Origin of the sequence: Aeromicrobium phoceense (assembly GCF_013868155.1) — a bacterium.
GTDB classification, from domain to species: domain Bacteria; phylum Actinomycetota; class Actinomycetes; order Propionibacteriales; family Nocardioidaceae; genus Aeromicrobium; species Aeromicrobium phoceense.
In genome coordinates this window covers 356993-373033 of the sequence record NZ_JACEOG010000002.1, presented here as the reverse complement: position 1 = coordinate 373033, position 16041 = coordinate 356993, and the positions used below count along the sequence as shown (strand labels likewise).

Genomic DNA, 16041 nt, shown 5'->3' with positions numbered 1-16041 from the left:
GGGGCGAGTCTGTCACGCCCGTCCGTCAGGCCTCGAAGACCTGGAAGTTGGCGGGCATCCCCGGCTCGATCCCCGTCTCGGGCTCCTTCTTCGTCCACCCGCGGTCGACCGCGCCCTCGGGCTGCTTGATGCCGCTGAACAGCATCGGCAGGCCCGCCGCCCGCAGCGGAGCCGCGTGGTCCATCAGCTGCACGTGCAGGTGCGGCTCGGAGGTGTTGCCGGAGTTGCCGACCTCACCGAGCACCTGTCCGGCGACGACGCGATCGCCGACCGCCACCGCCGCGCTGCCCTTCCGGACGTGCGCGTAGAGCGAGTACACGCCTTCGCCGTGGTCGATCACGACGTGGTTGCCGACGACGGCCGCCGCTCCCCCGAGGTCGCGCAGCCCGTCGATCACCATCATGTAGGCGAACGCGAGCCAGGAGGTGCGCGAGAGGTGGTCGCGCCGGGTTTCGAGGACCGTCACGACGGTGCCGCCGGCGACAGCATGGATGGACTCACCGAACGAGCTGAACGACTCGGGCCGCTCGAAGCCGCCGAACAGGGGGTACGAGGGCTCGGTGCCATCCGCGCGCGGGTGGATGATGTCGATCGCGTGCGACTGGCCGTAGCCGCGGACGCCGTGACTCGGCACCGACGACGCGGGGCTGTGCACCACCGTCCACGTGCCGCGCACGGGACAGTCGACGACGACGGGCCCACGGTCGTCCTGACGCGCCGGCCGGACCAGGCACAGCGCGAAGAACACCAGGACGGCGAGGCTCGTGACCCCGATCGGGACGTCGAGGACGAACCCGGCCACCACGGACGCCAGGAACAGCCACGCCCAGAGCGGGAACAGCCCGCTGATCGCTCGCCGCCACCGCCCGCTCCCCCGCGTCGTCATGTCATCCATGCCAGCACACCCCTGGGTCAGGCCACCGTGGCGAGCGCGAATGGCAACACCGCCGTGGCGCCGGCTCGGCGCAGCTCGCGCGCGGCCACCGTGATCGTCCATCGGCTGTCGACGAGGTCGTCGACCAGCAGCACCGGCCCCGGAGCGTTCCGCAGGGCGGAGGCGAGCTCGGGACCCACGCTGAACCGGCCCCACACCGAGGCGAGCCGGAAGGCGCTGTTGCCCCCGGTCTCGGCGCGCGGGATGTGAGGGTCGAGGTCGAGGGTGCCGAGCAGCGGCATCCGGCCGAGTCGGGAGATGGTCTCGGCGGTGGATGCGACGAGGGTGGGCCGGGTGACGGACGGCATCCCGACAACGGCGACGGGCCGCTGCTCCCACGGCCAGTCCCGCAGGGCACGCACGGCCGCGCCGACGAGCGGCTCGGGGATCTCGCGGTCGGGAGCACCCGCGGCGAACAGTTCGCGCAGGGTGCCGCCCCAGCCGAGGTCGGTGAGTCGGGCGATCACCCGACCGGTCTCGGCCCGCTCCTCGGCGGCGATCCGGCCCTTGACCTCGACCCCTCGCCGGTCGGCGCCCGTGGGCCACTGCCCCCGCGGCTCGATGGGCACGCCCACCCGGTCGAGCGCCTCGGTGGCGCGTCCGACCGTGGCCTCCGGCACGTCGGTGGGGTACCAGGCAGCGGTGCACACGTCGCAGCGGCCGCACGCGGTGGCCGACGGGTCGTCGAGATCGCGCTGGAGCAGCTCCATCCGGCAGGTCTGGCCGCGCTCGTACGTCAACATCGCCTGCTGCTCGTGCTCGCGCGCCGCCGCGATGCGCTCGTAGCGCTCGGCGTCGTACACCCACGGCTGCCCCGTGGCGATCCATCCCCCACGCACCTTGCGCACGGCGCCGTCGACGTCGAGCACCTTGAGCAGCAGCTCGAGCTGGGTGCGCTTGATGTCGACGAGCGCCTCGAGCGCCGGCGTGGAGATCGGCTCGGAGCCCAGCTGCGAGATGACTCGGTCGGCGCGCTCGGGGTCGGGCATCGAGGCGGTGGCGAAGTAGCGCCAGATGTCGCGGTCCTCGGGGCCGGGCAGGAGCAGCACGTCGGCGCGATCCGTGGCGCGTCCGGCTCGGCCGACCTGCTGGTAGTACGCCACGGGCGACGACGGAGCCCCGAGGTGCACGACGAAGCCGAGGTCTGGCTTGTCGAACCCCATCCCCAGCGCGCTGGTGGCCACGAGGGCCTTCACACGGTTGTCCTTCAGCGCCTGCTCTAGCTCCTCGCGCTCGGACGGGTCGGTGCGACCCGTGTAGGCGCGGACCTCGAAGCCGGCCTCGCGCAGCAGCCGCGCGGTGTCCTCTGCGGCCGACACGGTGAGCGCGTAGATGATGCCGCTGCCGGTGAGATCACCCAGGTGCGCCACCAGCCAGCCCAGCCGCTGCTTCGCTGAGGGGAGCGTGAGCGACCCGAGACGCAGCGAGTCGCGGGCCAGCGAGCCGCGCAGCGTGAGCACGTCGCCACCGAGCTGGTCGGCGACGTCGGCCACGACGCGGGCGTTCGCGGTGGCGGTGGTGGCCAGGACGGGCACCTGGGGCCCGAGCGACTCGATGACGTGCGCCAGCCGGCGGTAGTCGGGGCGGAAGTCGTGGCCCCAGTCGGAGATGCAATGCGCCTCGTCGACGACGAGCAGGCCCATCCGGTCGAGCAGTCGGGGCAGCTGCTGCTCGCGGAACGTGGGATTGTTCAGCCGCTCCGGGGAGACCAGCAGGACGTCGATCGTGTCGGCCGCCAGCCGCGCCTCGATGTCGTCCCACTCCTCGACCGTGGCGGAGTTGATCGCCGCGGCCCGCACCCCGGCGCGCTCGGCCGCGGCCACCTGGTCGCGCATGAGGGCCAGCAGCGGCGAGACCAGGACCGTGGGACCGGCTCCCCGCGAGCGCAGCAGCGCCGTGGCGACGAAGTACACGGCCGACTTGCCCCAGCCGGTGCGCTGGACGACGAGAGCGCGCCGCTGCTGGTCGACGAGCGCGGCGATCGCTTCGAGCTGGCCCTCGTGGAAGCGCGCATCGGGCCGGCCCGTGAGCGCGCGCAGGCGCTCGAGGGCCTCGTCGGCGGTGGTCGTGGCGATCGTCGTCATGCCCCGATCGTGTCAGGCGGCTCCGACAACCGCTGCGTCCCGCCGCGTCACTGTGGACGAGCGGCCAGGCCGACGTCCACCCAGAACCCCACGGCGTCGTCGTCGACCACGGCGTCCGGCGCGACCGCCAGCCACCCGTCGCCCATCGCGCGACCGGACTTCATCAGCGCGGGTCCCGCGCCGGGGCGCTGCATCACCTCGTCCCGTTCGGCGGGATCGACGCGCACCAGGAGGCTCCCGTCACGGCGGGCAGCGACGGCGAGGGACTCGTCGACCATGAACGACAGGCCGCCGAACATCGACACCTCGCGCGTCTGCCGACCAGCCAGCACCCTGCGGATCCGGCGCGCCAGCGCCTCCTGCGGCGTCTGTGCGGTCATGTCGCGTCGCTCTGCCCCGCGCGGCGCTCGTCCAGCTCGCCGAGGAAGTCCTGCGCCTCCGCCATCGCGTCGTCGCCGGTCGCGGCGCGCGCGATCGCCCCGCGGAGGATCTTGGCGGCCTGGTCGACGTCGCCCTTGCTGTCGGCCAGCACGATCGCGTTCAGCATGCTCTCCCGCAGCGGGCTGCCCGGCTCGGCAGGCTCGGCTCGATCGCGGAAGAACCGGATCCAGTTCCCGGCCGGGTCGACGAGACTGAAGCCGGTGACGCCTCCGACGTTCTTGCGCGGGCGCGGGCGCGTGATCCGCGGGAAGCCGGCGACCGGCAGTCTCCCGTACTTCGCACGCAGGCCGGCCGCGAACGCCTCGAAGATCTCACCGGTGTCCTCGACGATGACCCCGCACGTGCTGTGGGACGCCTCCGGGACGTGCCCCGGCATGCCGTAGTAGTGCAGCTCGAACCCGTGGCCGCCCACGACCACGTACGGGTTGGGCCGGACCTGGCGATAGGTCACGGCGAAGCCCAGCACGTCGAAGAACGCGGAGATCTCGTCGATGTCGCCACACGGCAGCATCGCGATCACCCGGGGCGGCGTCATGGACCCAGACTGCCACCGATGGTGGGCGAAGAGGGGCTCGAACCCCCGACCTTCCGGGTGTAAACCGGATGCTCTGACCAACTGAGCTATTCGCCCCGTCTGCACGCGTCGAGTGCACGAGAACGGTAACGCAACGACCCCGTGCCGAGCCCATGCACAGAAAAGCCGCGCCGCCGGGGTCTCGGGTCCCCGGCGGCGCGGTAGTCCTATCAAACCAGATCCCCATGGCCGACGTGAGTGATTTCCCCGCGTTCCGCCCTGAAAATTTGCTCAGAACTCAGCCGTGTGACGCAAGTGCCTCACGGTACGCAGAGAGATCCCGAGCCTGACCGAGTCCGTTCTCGACCTTCCAGCGCACGATGCCCTCGCGATCGATGAGGTAGGTGCCCCGCGCGGCGGCGCCGGGACCCTCCTCGAAGATGCCGTAGGCCTTCGCCACCGCGCCGTGCGGCCAGAAGTCGCTCAGCAGGCTGAAGTCGTAGCCGTCCTGGTCCGCCCAGGCCCTCAGCGCGAACATCGGGTCGCACGAGACGGCCAGCACCTCGGCGTCGGCGTCGTTGAACACGGCCAGGTTGTCGCGGATCTCGCACAGCTCGCCGGTGCAGATGCCGCTGAAGGCGAAGGGGTAGAACACGACGAGCACGTTCCGCCCACGCAGCCCCGACAGCGAGACGTCCTCGCCGTGCTGGTTCTTGAGCGTGAAGTCCGGTGCGGCGGAGCCGACCTCGACGAGCGCGCTCATCGCTTGTGCGTCGAGAGCTTGGTGGCGACCCAGTTCGGACCGACAGCGGAGGTGGTGGTGATCGACAGACCCGCAATGGGGGCAGCCTCACCGATGTCAGCGCCGGAGACGTGTCCGTCCCGGCCGACCTTGGGGGTCAGCAGCCACACGGATCCCCCCTCGGCGACGTCCTGCGTCGCGTCGACGAGTGCGTCCGTCAGGTCGCCGTCGTCCTCGCGCCACCACAGGATCACGCCGTCGACGACCTCGCCGACATCGCCGTCCACCAGTTCGTTGCCCGTGTGGGACTCGATCGCCGACCGCAATTCCTCGTCGGTGTCCTCGTCCCAGCCGAGCTCCTGGATGACGGAGTCAGGTTCGAAGCCCAGCTTCCCCGCGTCCACCGCACCTCCTTCTGCCCTACTGCTCAGTAAGGCCTATCGGTTGCTTGCCGGACTCACACTAGCGAACTCCGGGTGGTTTGATGGAAGGGTCCATCCCGACACCCCAGGGAGTGCACCATGGCCTCATCCGGCCCCGACCGCCCCATCATCCACGGGGGCATGCCCACACAGCTGCCCGACGTCGATCCCGACGAGACGCAGGACTGGCTCAGCTCGCTCGACCAGATGGTCGACGAACGCGGACGCGACCGCGCGCGGTACGTGATGCTGCGCATGCTCGAGCGCTCCCGCGAGCGGGCCGTCGGCATCCCCGCGCTGCGCAGCAGCGACTTCATCAACACCATCCCGCCCGAGCGGGAGCCCGACTTCCCCGGCGACGAGGACATCGAGCGGCGCATCCGCTCCTACATCCGCTGGAACGCCGCGGTGATGGTGTCGCGCGCGAACCGCCCCGGCCTCGGCGTCGGTGGCCACATCGCCACGTACCAGTCGGCGGCGAGCCTCTACGAGGTCGGCTTCAACCACTTCTTCAAGGGCAAGGACCACCCCGGCGGCGGCGACCAGATCTATTACCAGGGCCACGCGGCGCCGGGCATCTACGCGCGCTCGTTCCTCGAGGGCCGGTTCGACGAGTCGGCGCTCAACAACTTCCGCCAGGAGAAGTCGCAGGGCGAGGGCAAGGGCCTGCCGTCCTACCCGCACCCGCGGCTGATGAGCGACTACTGGGAGTTCCCCACGGTCTCGATGGGCCTCGCGGCGATCAACTCGATCTACCAGGCGCGGTTCAACCGCTACCTGCAGAACCGCGGCATCAAGGACACCAGCGACCAGCACGTCTGGACGTTCTTGGGCGACGGCGAGATGGGCGAGCCCGAGTCGCTCGGCGCGATCGGCCTGGCCGCGCGCGAGCAGCTCGACAACCTCACGTTCGTCGTCAACTGCAACCTCCAGCAGCTCGACGGCCCGGTCCGCGGCAACGGCAAGGTCATGCAGGAGCTGGAGTCGTTCTTCCTCGGCGCCGGCTGGAACGTCATCAAGGTGGTGTGGGGGCGCGAGTGGGACGACCTGCTCACGCGCGACACCACCGGCGCCCTGGTCAACCAGATGAACCGCGTGCCCGACGGCGAGTTCCAGACCCTCTCGATCGAGACGGGCGCCTACAACCGCGAGCACTTCTTCGGCCCCGACCCGGAGCTGGCGAAGATCGTCGAGCACCTGTCGGACGAGGACATCGAGAAGCTGGCGCGTGGTGGCCACGACTACCGCAAGGTCTACGCCGCATTCGAGTCGGCCACGAAGCACAAGGGCCAGCCGACGGTCATCCTCGCGCACACGATCAAGGGCTGGCTGCTCGAGTCGTTCATGGCGCGCAACGCCACGCACCAGATGAAGAAGCTGACGAACGAGGACCTGAAGACCTTCCGCGACCGTCTGCGCATCCCGATCACCGACGAGCAGATCGACTCCCCCGACGGCGCGCCGTACTACCACCCCGGCGCCGACCACGAGGACATCCGCTACATGCTCGAGCGTCGCCGCGAGCTGGGCGGCTCGCTGCCCTCGCGCATCGTGCGGGCGAAGCCGCTCGACCTGCCGCAGGACGACGCGTACGCCGACCTGCGCAAGGGCTCGGGCAAGCAGCAGATCGCCACGACGATGGCGTTCGTGCGACTGCTGCGCGAGCTGATGAAGGACAAGCAGATCGGTCAGCGCATCGTGCCGATCGCGCCCGACGAGTACCGCACGTTCGGCATGGACTCGATGTTCCCGTCGGCGAAGATCTACAGCCCGCACGGCCAGACGTACGAGTCGGTCGACCGCAAGCTGCTGCTGGCGTACAAGGAGAGCGAGAAGGGTCAGCTGCTGCACGAGGGGATCAGCGAGGCCGGTGCCGCCGCCTCGGCGATCGCCGCGGGCAGCGCCTACGCCACGCACGGCGAGCCGATGATCCCGGTCTACCTCTTCTACTCGATGTTCGGGTTCCAGCGCACCGGTGACTCGTTCTGGGCCATGGCCGACCAGCTGTCCCGGGGATTCCTCCTGGGCGCCACCGCCGGCCGCACCACGCTCACCGGCGAGGGCCTGCAGCACGCCGACGGCCACTCGCCGCTGATCGCCCGGACGAACCCCGCCGTGGTCCACTACGACCCGGCCTACGCCTTCGAGATCGCCCACATCGTGCGCGACGGCCTGCGCCGGATGTACGGCGACGGCGACAACGAGGCCAGCGGCTTCGGCGAGGACGTCATCTACTACCTGACCGTCTACAACGAGCCGATCAACCAGCCGGCCGAGCCCGAGGGCGTCGACGTCGAGGGCATCCTCAAGGGCGCCTACCGCTACGCCGCGTCCCCGGTCGAGGGCGACTCCCCCGCCCGCATCCTGGCGTCGGGCGTCTCGGTGCCGTGGGCACTCCAGGCGCAGGCCACGCTGGCCGAGCAGTACGGCGTCGCGTCCGAGGTCTGGTCCGTCACGTCGTGGAACGAGCTGGCCCGCGACGCGGAGTCGGCCGAGCGGTGGAACTTCAACCACCTGGGCGAGGAGCCGCGCACCCCGTGGATCGCCACCAAGCTGGGTGAGGGCGGACCCACCATCGCGGTGAGCGACTACATGCGGGCCGTCCCCGACCAGATCTCGCGCTGGATCCCCGGCTCGTGGATGTCGCTGGGTGCCGACGGGTTCGGCTTCGCCGACACCCGCGCGGGTGCTCGCCGCTACTTCCAGATCGACGCCGAGTCGATCGTGGTGGCGGTGCTGGCGTCGCTCGGGCGTGAGGGTCGCATCGACCCGAAGGTCGCCCAGGAGGCGTTCGACTCGCTGCGGATCGACGATCCCACTGCCGTTGCAGGCGTGAAGCAGGAGGGCAGTCCCGCCTGACCCGGACGGGCCGACACCTCAGGATGCTCTCAGCGAGCGCGCCGTAGACTGGTCCGCATGTTCGGACGATGGTGGGGCGTGCTGCGCGCGTGGCCGTACACCTTCGGCGTCGCCCTGGCGGCCGCCATCGGCATCACGGCGATCGTCATGTCGGCCCGTCTGGGCATCGCTCTGAAGGACCCCGAGGGCTTCCTCGGCCCCGCGTACGTGCGCCTGCCCGTGATGGGACTGGCGTTCTTCGCCCTGGGCATCGTGCCCATGGCGTTGCGGCGCGCCGGCGTGCGTCACTTCTGGCGCGGCGTCAAGGACATCGTTCGCGACGAGTGGTCGTGGAACCGGGTGTTCCACATCGCCACGGGCCTGTTGACGTTCTACATCTGCTACGTCAGCTACCGGAACATCAAGGGCTTCCTGCCCACGGTGCGCGAGGGCGTCAACTTCGACACCATGCTGTCGCGCTGGGACTACTGGCTGATGTTCGGCAACCACCCGGCGGACATCCTGCACAGCGTCCTGGGCACCGGCTTCGCCGCCCAGATCCTGGCCACGGTCTACGTCAGCTACCTGCCGCTGATCCCGGTCACGCTGGCCGCCTTCCTGGTGCTCAACAAGGACTTCTCGCTCGGCGCCTGGTACGCCACGGCCCTGTCGCTGAACTGGGTGCTGGGCGCGGCGGCGTACTACGTCTTCCCCTCGCTTGGTCCGGCCTACTCCGCCGCCACCCTGTTCGACGACCTGCCCACCACGGGCGTCACCCAGCTGCAGTACTCGCTGTTCGTGAACGCGGCACAGAACTACGAGAACCCCACGCAGGCTCCCATCTGGGGCATCGGGGCGTTCGCCTCGCTGCACGTCTCGGTCACCCTGACCGCGGTGCTGTTCTTCCAGCGCACGGACCAGCCGCGCTACCTGCAGATCACCGCGTGGGTCTACTTCGTCCTCACCGTCATCGCCACGATCTACTTCGGCTGGCACTTCATCGCCGACGACATCGCCGGAGCGTTCATCGGCTGGATCTCGGTGGCGCTCGCGGGGTGGGCGACGGGCAACGGGTTCTGGCACCAGCGGCACCACAAGCTTCAGCTCACGGCGGAGGGCGACTCACGTCCGTCGGAGAGCGACACGCTGGCCAACCCGGCCTGATCGCCGCGCCGCAGCAGCGCACGCCACTTGCCACGGTGGTACTGGGCCGGGGCCTGGATCCGGCAGAAGTCGATCACGACGCGCGCGAACTCGTCGGGATGGTCCTTGTGCGGGAAGTGCCCGGAGTCCTCGAACACGTGCACGTGCGAGTTCTCCATCAGCGGCAGGCGCTGGGCGTGCTCGACGGGGATGACCCGGTCGTTGCGCCCCCACACGACGAGCAGCGGCATCAGGCGGGTCAGGTAGGCGCGGTCGGCCATCGTGACGAACTGGCCGTCCCAGTCCAGCACCGTCCGCGTCAGGCGACGGATCGCCAGCGTGGTGGCGGGGTCGGCCAGACGCTCGTAGATCGCGGCCACCTCGTCGAGGTCGCGGGCGGCGGGCACGCGGGACAGGGCGCGCATCGTGCCGGCGACGCCACCGCGCCACGGCTTCAGCGTGGCCAGGCGCATCCCGAGGCCCACGCCCGGCAGGGTGAGGGCGCGGATGAGCGGAGTGACCTCCGGTCCCAGTCCCCCGCTGGAGACGAGCACGACGCGCTCCGTGCGCTCGGGGAACTGGTAGGCGAACTGCATCGCCACGCCGCCGCCGAAGCTGTGCCCGGCCACGGTGACCTTGTCGATGCCCAGGATCGTCAGCAGGTCGCGCATGCCGTTCGCGAATCCGCCCAGCGAGTAGTCGGCGTTGGGCTTGTCGGACTCGCCGTGGCCCAGCAGGTCGGGGGCGATGACCGTGAAGTGCTCGGCCAGCTGGTCCATGACGGGGAACCATGTGGTGGAGTCGCACGCCATGCCGTGCAGCAGCAGCAGCGGCGGGCCCGAGCCGCGCATCCGGTAGGCGCGGCGGTAACCGTGGACCACGACGTAGTCGACGTCGTCCACCGCTCCGCGCTCCGGGGGCAGCACCATCTGCTCATCCTAGGTCAGGGCGTCGCCGGTTTCTCGTAGAAGCCCCGTAGACTTCGGGTGTGACGTCTCGACCCGACCTGCGCCATCCCGCTGCGCGCGCCTTCGGCTGGCTCGCACTCATCGGCGTGGCCCTCGGCGTCGGGATCGGACTCTTCGCGGCGGGCGGCCTGACCGCCACCGGCGTCACGTCGGCTGACCTACCTCCCCTGGCGGCGCCCACCAGCGAGCCGACGACGGCACCCACCCCCACACCGACTCCCACGCCGGAGCCGGAAGCGGAGGACCAGGGCCCCAAGCCCAAGCTGACGCCGGTCGCGGGCAACCGTGCGGCCCCGGGCGAGCGCTTCGACATCGTGGGCGTCCTGCCCACCGCCGACAAGGGCGCTCAGCTGCAGATCCAGGTCAAGGACGGCGACGGACCGTGGGACGACTTCCCCGTCACCGTCGCGGCCGGCGACGGCGGGCGGTTCGAGACGAAGATCTACACGTCGCGCACCGGCGAGCGGAAGTTCCGGGTCACCGACAAGTCGTCGGGCGACTCCACGCCCGACATCACCGTCACGATCGGCTGAGCGAGCCTCAGATCACCTGGTGCAGCCAGCGGACGGGCGCACCCTCGCCGGCCTGACGGAACGGCTCCAGCTCGGCGTCCCACTTGACGCCCAGCAGCCCGTCGAGCGCCTCGTCCATCGAGATGTCTCCCTGGGCGGCCTTGACGCGGAACGCCTTGATCCGGTCCTCGGGGATGAGCACGTCGCCGTGGAGCCCGGTCATGGCGTGGAAGATGCCGAGCCTCGGCGTGAACGAGTAGCGGGCGCCCTCGCTCGTGGCGGTGGGCTCCTCGGTGATCTCGAAGCGCAGGAGGTCCCAGCCGCGCAGCACGGAGGCGAGGGACGCGGCGGTGCCGGCAGCGGCCTGCCACGACAGCTCGGCGCGGTAGGTTCCGGGCTCGGCAGGCTGGGGCGTCCAGGCCAGATCGACCTTGCCGCCCAGAACTCCGGCTGCCGCCCACTCGATGTGGGCGCACAACGCCGAGGGCGAAGAGTGCACGAAAAGGACACCCCGCGTCAGTGGGGTGCCGGATCGGACCGTATTCACCGTGTTCATCGGTACCTCCCTAGGTGCGCCTTCCCCAGCGATCTCGGGTGATACCTGGCTCCATTGTGGCCCATGCGGGGGTCCGCGACAAGGACTGGGCGCCGAATCGCGTTCACGAGGCCGCTCCCCCGACCTCGTGGACCGTCGGGACCCCCGCGTCGCGCAGCAGCGCGACGATGGCGGCGTCGTCCTCCCAGGCCTCCACGATCCGCAGTCCGTCGTCCTCGACGTCAGCCAGCAGCGCGGTCTTGACGACCGTCGCGGGCCGGTAGTCGGCCGCCCAGCGCATGTAGAGCCCGTCGTGGGCGATGCCGTGGAGGTCGAGCCAGTCGAGCGTCAGGTCGCGCCAGATGAACTCGCGGCCGGTCCACAGCACGACCGCCAGTCCCCGGGTACGCGCGTCCTCGAGGGCCTCCAGGACGTCGGAGCGCGGCGGGCATCCGGCCGCGGCCGCGTGGAACGCCCGGTAGTCCGCATCCTCACCGGTCACGAGGTGGTCGATGCCCGACGTGTCGCACAAGGTGCCGTCCAGGTCGAACAGGGCGGCTTCACGCGTCATGCGCCCATCTTGGCGTGCCGCTCAGCCCGAAGTCAGCAGCACCCGGCGTTCGGTGAGCCTCCGGCCGAGCGCGGTGCGCCGCGCACCACCGTGAACGCTGCACCATGGCTACGCTTGCTCGGGACCAAGAGGGAGATCACCGTGGAGCGGATCAGCAAGCGATTCATGAACTGGGCGTCCATCCTCGAAGAGGAGACGCGCGCGCAGGCCGAGATGACGAGCAGGATGCCGTTCATCCATCCGCACCTCGCCCTCATGCCCGACGCCCACCTCGGCAAGGGCGCGACGGTGGGCAGCGTGATCCCGACGCTGGGCGCGATCATTCCCGCGGCGGTCGGCGTCGACATCGGCTGCGGCATGATCGCCGTCCGTACGCAGTTCCGCTCCAGCGACATCGCGGGCATCCCGCTCCGGGGCCTGCGTGAGCGCATCGAGCGGGCCATCCCGCTGTCCGCCGGCAACTACAACACCGAGTACTTCGGCAAGCACACCGAGGATCGGGTCAACGCACTCGGCCAGAAGGCCGACGAGATCGGCCTGAGCGGCAAGGGGCACTTCGCCACGAACTGGGACATGCAGCTGGGCACCCTCGGCTCTGGCAACCACTTCATCGAGGTCAGCCTCGACGAGGTCGACACGGTCTGGCTGTTCCTGCACTCGGGCTCGCGTGGCGTCGGCAACAAGATCGCCCAGCACCACATCAAAGTGGCTCAGGACCTCTGTCGGAAGTGGTGGATCGACCTACCTCATCCCGACCTGGCCTACCTCGTCGAAGGCACGGAGGAGTTCTGGGCGTACATCAGCGAGCTTCGGTGGGCGCAGGAGTTCGCGCTGCTGAACCGCGAGGAGATGATGGATCGCGTGGTCGCCTCGTTCGACGACTGGCTGGGCGCGAGCAGCGCCCACGGCTCGTTCGCCGAGCTGGAGCGCCTGGAGGAGATCAACTGCCACCACAACTACACGACGAAGGAACAGCACTGGGGCAAGGAGGTCTGGTTGAGCCGCAAGGGCGCGATCGACGCGTCCGAGGGAACGCCCGGGCTCATCCCCGGCTCCATGGGAACGCGCTCCTACGTCGTCGTCGGCAAGGGCAACGCGCTGTCACTCAACAGCAGCCCGCACGGTGCCGGCCGTGAGTACTCGCGGTCCAAGGCGCGCAAGACGTTCACCGCAGAAGACCTCAGGACCGCGATGGTCGGCATCGAGTACCGCGACACCGATGCGTTCATCGACGAGATCCCCGCGGCCTACAAGGACATCGACGTGGTGATGGAGGATGCCAAGGATCTTGTCGAGATCCGGCACACCCTTCGCCAGATCGTCAACGTGAAGGGCGACTGACGGCGGCGCCCTGTCGAACCTTGGTAGGGAGGGTGGGGCTCGAACCCACGACCCAAGGATTATGAGTCCTCTGCTCTGACCGGCTGAGCTACCTCCCCGTCGCCGTCCGAGCGTACAAGTTGACCCGCCCGGACAAGGAAGAAGGCCCGGTTCTCGCTCGTATCAGAGTGAGAACCGGGCCTCGCGCGCTCCCCCGATTGGACTCGAACCAATAACCCTTCGATTAACAGTCGAATGCTCTGCCAATTGAGCTACGGGGGATCGGCTCCCCAAGAGGAGCACGGCGACCAACTCTAGCAAGTCGTCCGCGCAGATGCGAAAGGGCCCTCCCCTCTCGATCGCGGACCTGCCAGCGCGTCAGTCCGAGGTGCGCGGCGACCTCGTCGATGGTGAGGCCGACGCCGTCCTCGCACAGCAGTCCGTACCGCAGACCGGCCACCGCGGCGAGGTGCTCGGGAAGCTCGTCGAGCAGGTCGCTCCCGCCCACGGACCTGGTGCGGTGCTCGACCGCGGGGGCCTCGCGGTCGGGGGTCATGGCCCGCGCGATCCAGCTCCAGGCGTAGGTCGACAGGCGCGTGCCGCGTTCGGGATCGAAGCGGTCGACGGCCAGGATGAGGGCCTCGGCCCCGGCCGCCACGGCCTCGTCGAGGCGCTCGCCCCGGTGCCCCAGCCGGAGCGCGTGCAGGGCGACGTTGCGCAGCCCGGCGCAGATCAGCTCCTCGCGCGCGGCGCGGTCACCGTCCGCGGCGGCGCGCGCCAGCATCCGTTCGGCGTCCGCGGGAATCGGGACCTGGGCCAGGGCATGGAGCACGAAGGGCGACACCACCCCAACCTCCCGGTCAAGGCGCCCCCGCGACAGGGGCGCGCGCCGCGCTGTGGACGACGCACCGCTCGCCCACAGGGCCGGTGCGACCGCGACGCCTTGGAGCCCCCGACCCGCCCTCTCCCCCGACGCCGAGTGGCGCAAAGTTGCCCGCCACTCGGCGAGTGGCGGGCGAATCTGCGCCACTCTCGATGGGTCGGCCGGGCGAATCTGCGCCACTCGCGGAGGATCGGCGCGGCGGCGCGCGCTGCTCAGGTGCTCAGGCGCTCAGGGGGCCATGGCGCCGAGGGCGCGCTCGCGCAGGCTGCGGCGACGCTGCTCGAGCTCGACGAGCCGGCCGAACACCTCGGCGTACTCCGGCGCGGTGGGCTCGGTGCGCTGCAGGCGCGACTTCACGTCGCTGATCTGCCGGGCCAGCGAGAGCTCCTGGAGGCGGGCCAGGACGGCGGGCACCACCGAGACCGCACCCTGTTCGGAGGCGTGCATCGGCTCGACGGCCGCGACGCCGAGCACGCGGCGCAGGTCGTCGCCGGGCAGCGAGTCGGCCACCGCCGGCAGCCATCCGGAGTCAGCCTGCTCGGGCAGCCCCTGCGCCACCATGTGACGCCAGATCTCGCGAGCCACGGGATGCACGAAGTCATCGTCGGTGAGGTCGGCAGCGACCGTGCGGGCCACGTGGGGGTACTGCGCGAGCGCCTTGAGCGCCTCGCGCTCGTCGCCGAACTGGGGCGCGCCGAAGCTGGCGAACACCGTCGGCTCGGGTCGCGGCGGCTCGGGCACGGCGGGACCGCGCGGAGCGCGGGCGGCGGCGGGCTTCTGGCCGGCCGCCTTGCGGTGCTCGGAGTGCACGAGGTCGATGTCGACCCCGACGCGGTTGGCGATCTCGCGCAGGAACTCGTCGACCTTGGAGGTGTCGCGCACCGCCGAGGCCAGGCGCACCGCCTCGCGCACGGCGTCGATCCGCTGGTCGCCGCGATCGAGGTCGTACCGCTCGAGCGTGTTGTCCAGCACGAAGCGGTAGAGCGGGATGCGCGCGCCGATGAGGTCGCGGACCGCCGCGTCTCCGTCGGCGAGCCGCAGATCGCACGGGTCCATGCCCCGCTCCTCCACCGCGGCGTAGGTCTGGCCGACGAACTCCTGGTCGCCCTCGAAGGCCTTCAGCGCGGCCCGCTGGCCGGCCTCGTCGCCGTCGAACGTGAAGATCACCTCCCCGTGGAAGGCGTCGTGGTCGAGCATGAGGCGCCGCAGCACCCGGGCGTGACCCTCGCCGAACGCCGTGCCGCACGTGGCCACCGCGGTGAGCACGCCGGCCTGGTGGCACGCCATCACGTCGGTGTACCCCTCGACGACGACGGCTTGACTCTCCTTGCGGATCGGGTCGCGGGCCAGGTCGATCCCGTAGAGGACCTGCGTCTTCTTGTAGAGGGGGGTCTCGGACGTGTTGACGTACTTGCCCTTCATGAAGTCGTCGTCGAACATCCGCCGGGCGCCGAAGCCGATCACCTCGCCCGAGATCTCCTTGATGGGCCACAGCAGGCGGCCCTGGAACGCGTCGTAGAGGCCGCGGGCCGATCGCCGGGCGAGCCCGCCGACGATGAGCTCGTCCTCGGCGAAGCCCTTGGCCTTCAGGTGCGCCACGAGCGCCTCCCCCGACCTGGGCGCCCAGCCCATGCCGAAGACCTCGGCCGCGGCCTGGTCGAAGCCACGATCGGTCAGGAGGCGACGACCGGGGGCCGCCTCGCCCGAGGACATCAGCTGCTCGGCGTAGAACCGCTCGGCGGCCTTGTGGGCCAGCAGGAGGCGCTGGCGCTGGCCGGGATCGCGCCGCGGCCCGGTGGGGGCGCCGGTCTCCTCGTAGCGCAGCTGGATGCCGTACTTGTCGGCCAGCCGCTCGACCGACTCCGCGAAGGACAGACCCTCGATCTCCATGAGGAACTTGATGGCGTCGCCGCCCGCGGAGCAGCCGAAGCAGTGGTAGAAGCCCTGGGCCGGGCGGACGTTGAACGACGGACTCTTCTCGTCGTGGAACGGGCACAGTCCCTTGCGGGCTCCGCCGCCCGCGTTCTTCAGCGTGACGTACTGCTCGACGACCTCGTCGATGCGGACCCGCTCGCGGACGAGTTGGATGTCCTCGTCCTTGATGCGCGCCATGAGGTCATCCTAGGTGCTGCGA

At 70.3% G+C, this 16041-nt stretch carries 15 protein-coding genes and 3 tRNA genes; 4 read left to right on the top strand and 14 right to left on the bottom strand.

The window, feature by feature from the left end; genetic code table 11:
• Window positions 1-25: 25 nt before the first annotated feature.
• From H1W00_RS15155 to H1W00_RS15125, 7 genes are all read right to left on the bottom strand, one after another.
• Window positions 26-895 (bottom strand): murein hydrolase activator EnvC family protein, encoded by an 870-nt coding sequence (locus H1W00_RS15155; RefSeq protein ID WP_181756641.1) that lies wholly within the window; start codon window positions 893-895, stop codon window positions 26-28.
• A gap of 17 nt (window positions 896-912) precedes the next feature.
• Entirely contained in the window at window positions 913-3018 is a 2106-nt protein-coding gene (locus tag H1W00_RS15150) for a RecQ family ATP-dependent DNA helicase (protein ID WP_181756640.1), read from the bottom strand.
• A 47-nt stretch (window positions 3019-3065) separates the two neighbouring features.
• Window positions 3066-3398 carry a TfoX/Sxy family protein gene (locus H1W00_RS15145; RefSeq protein ID WP_181756639.1) on the bottom strand — a complete coding sequence of 111 codons (333 nt, stop codon included), beginning with the start codon at window positions 3396-3398 and terminating at the stop codon, window positions 3066-3068.
• Window positions 3395-3994 (bottom strand): VOC family protein, encoded by a 600-nt coding sequence (locus tag H1W00_RS15140; RefSeq protein WP_181756638.1) that lies wholly within the window; start codon window positions 3992-3994, stop codon window positions 3395-3397. The genes H1W00_RS15145 and H1W00_RS15140 overlap by 4 nt, the downstream gene beginning before the upstream one ends.
• A gap of 19 nt (window positions 3995-4013) precedes the next feature.
• A tRNA-Val gene (locus tag H1W00_RS15135) sits at window positions 4014-4090 on the bottom strand.
• Window positions 4091-4271: 181 nt separating this feature from the next.
• Complete coding sequence (locus H1W00_RS15130) at window positions 4272-4736, bottom strand: peroxiredoxin (protein WP_181756637.1); 465 nt, start codon at window positions 4734-4736, stop codon at window positions 4272-4274.
• On the bottom strand, window positions 4733-5119 hold the full coding sequence (locus H1W00_RS15125) for a DUF3052 domain-containing protein (RefSeq protein WP_181756636.1): 387 nt from the start codon (window positions 5117-5119) through the stop codon (window positions 4733-4735). Before H1W00_RS15125 ends, H1W00_RS15130 begins: the two co-directional genes overlap by 4 nt.
• A 117-nt stretch (window positions 5120-5236) precedes the next feature.
• Between H1W00_RS15125 and aceE the strand changes: the two genes are divergently transcribed.
• The gene (gene aceE / locus H1W00_RS15120) at window positions 5237-7996 is read left to right on the top strand and encodes a pyruvate dehydrogenase (acetyl-transferring), homodimeric type (RefSeq protein ID WP_181756635.1); all 2760 of its coding nucleotides are present in this window, start codon (window positions 5237-5239) and stop codon (window positions 7994-7996) included.
• Window positions 7997-8053: 57 nt separating this feature from the next.
• On the top strand, window positions 8054-9139 hold the full coding sequence (locus H1W00_RS15115) for a phosphatase PAP2 family protein (RefSeq protein ID WP_181756634.1): 1086 nt from the start codon (window positions 8054-8056) through the stop codon (window positions 9137-9139).
• On the opposite strand, the gene H1W00_RS15110 is transcribed toward H1W00_RS15115, so the two are convergent.
• Window positions 9076-10047, bottom strand: a complete 972-nt coding sequence (locus H1W00_RS15110; protein WP_181756633.1) for an alpha/beta fold hydrolase — start codon at window positions 10045-10047, stop codon at window positions 9076-9078. The genes H1W00_RS15115 and H1W00_RS15110 overlap by 64 nt on opposite strands.
• 59 nt (window positions 10048-10106) lie before the next feature.
• Between H1W00_RS15110 and H1W00_RS15105 the strand changes: the two genes are divergently transcribed.
• Window positions 10107-10619: a hypothetical protein gene (locus tag H1W00_RS15105; RefSeq protein ID WP_181756632.1), complete on the top strand. Its 513-nt coding sequence runs from the start codon at window positions 10107-10109 to the stop codon at window positions 10617-10619.
• A 7-nt stretch (window positions 10620-10626) separates the two neighbouring features.
• Here the strand turns inward: H1W00_RS15105 and H1W00_RS15100 are convergent, their stop codons facing one another.
• Both H1W00_RS15100 and H1W00_RS15095 read right to left on the bottom strand, forming a co-directional pair.
• Window positions 10627-11097 carry a DUF3145 domain-containing protein gene (locus H1W00_RS15100; RefSeq protein ID WP_462564493.1) on the bottom strand — a complete coding sequence of 157 codons (471 nt, stop codon included), beginning with the start codon at window positions 11095-11097 and terminating at the stop codon, window positions 10627-10629.
• A 160-nt stretch (window positions 11098-11257) separates the two neighbouring features.
• On the bottom strand, window positions 11258-11704 hold the full coding sequence (locus H1W00_RS15095; protein ID WP_181756630.1) for a phosphatase domain-containing protein: 447 nt from the start codon (window positions 11702-11704) through the stop codon (window positions 11258-11260).
• 141 nt (window positions 11705-11845) lie between these two features.
• On the opposite strand from H1W00_RS15095, the gene H1W00_RS15090 reads away from it, so the two are divergent.
• Entirely contained in the window at window positions 11846-13045 is a 1200-nt protein-coding gene (locus H1W00_RS15090) for an RtcB family protein (RefSeq protein ID WP_181756629.1), read from the top strand.
• Between the two features lie 21 nt (window positions 13046-13066).
• Here the strand turns inward: H1W00_RS15090 and H1W00_RS15085 are convergent.
• The 4 genes from H1W00_RS15085 to dnaG all read right to left on the bottom strand — a co-directional run bounded on the left by H1W00_RS15085 (window position 13067) and on the right by dnaG (window position 16019).
• A tRNA-Met gene (locus H1W00_RS15085) sits at window positions 13067-13143 on the bottom strand.
• A 90-nt stretch (window positions 13144-13233) separates the two neighbouring features.
• A tRNA-Asn gene (locus H1W00_RS15080) sits at window positions 13234-13306 on the bottom strand.
• A complete protein-coding gene (locus H1W00_RS17200; protein WP_420826887.1) occupies window positions 13269-13808 on the bottom strand; it encodes a sigma factor in 540 nt (179 codons plus the stop codon). The genes H1W00_RS15080 and H1W00_RS17200 overlap by 38 nt, the downstream gene beginning before the upstream one ends.
• Before the next feature lie 327 nt (window positions 13809-14135).
• Window positions 14136-16019 (bottom strand): DNA primase, encoded by a 1884-nt coding sequence (gene dnaG / locus H1W00_RS15065; RefSeq protein WP_181756628.1) that lies wholly within the window; start codon window positions 16017-16019, stop codon window positions 14136-14138.
• Between the last annotated feature and the right edge of the window lie 22 nt (window positions 16020-16041).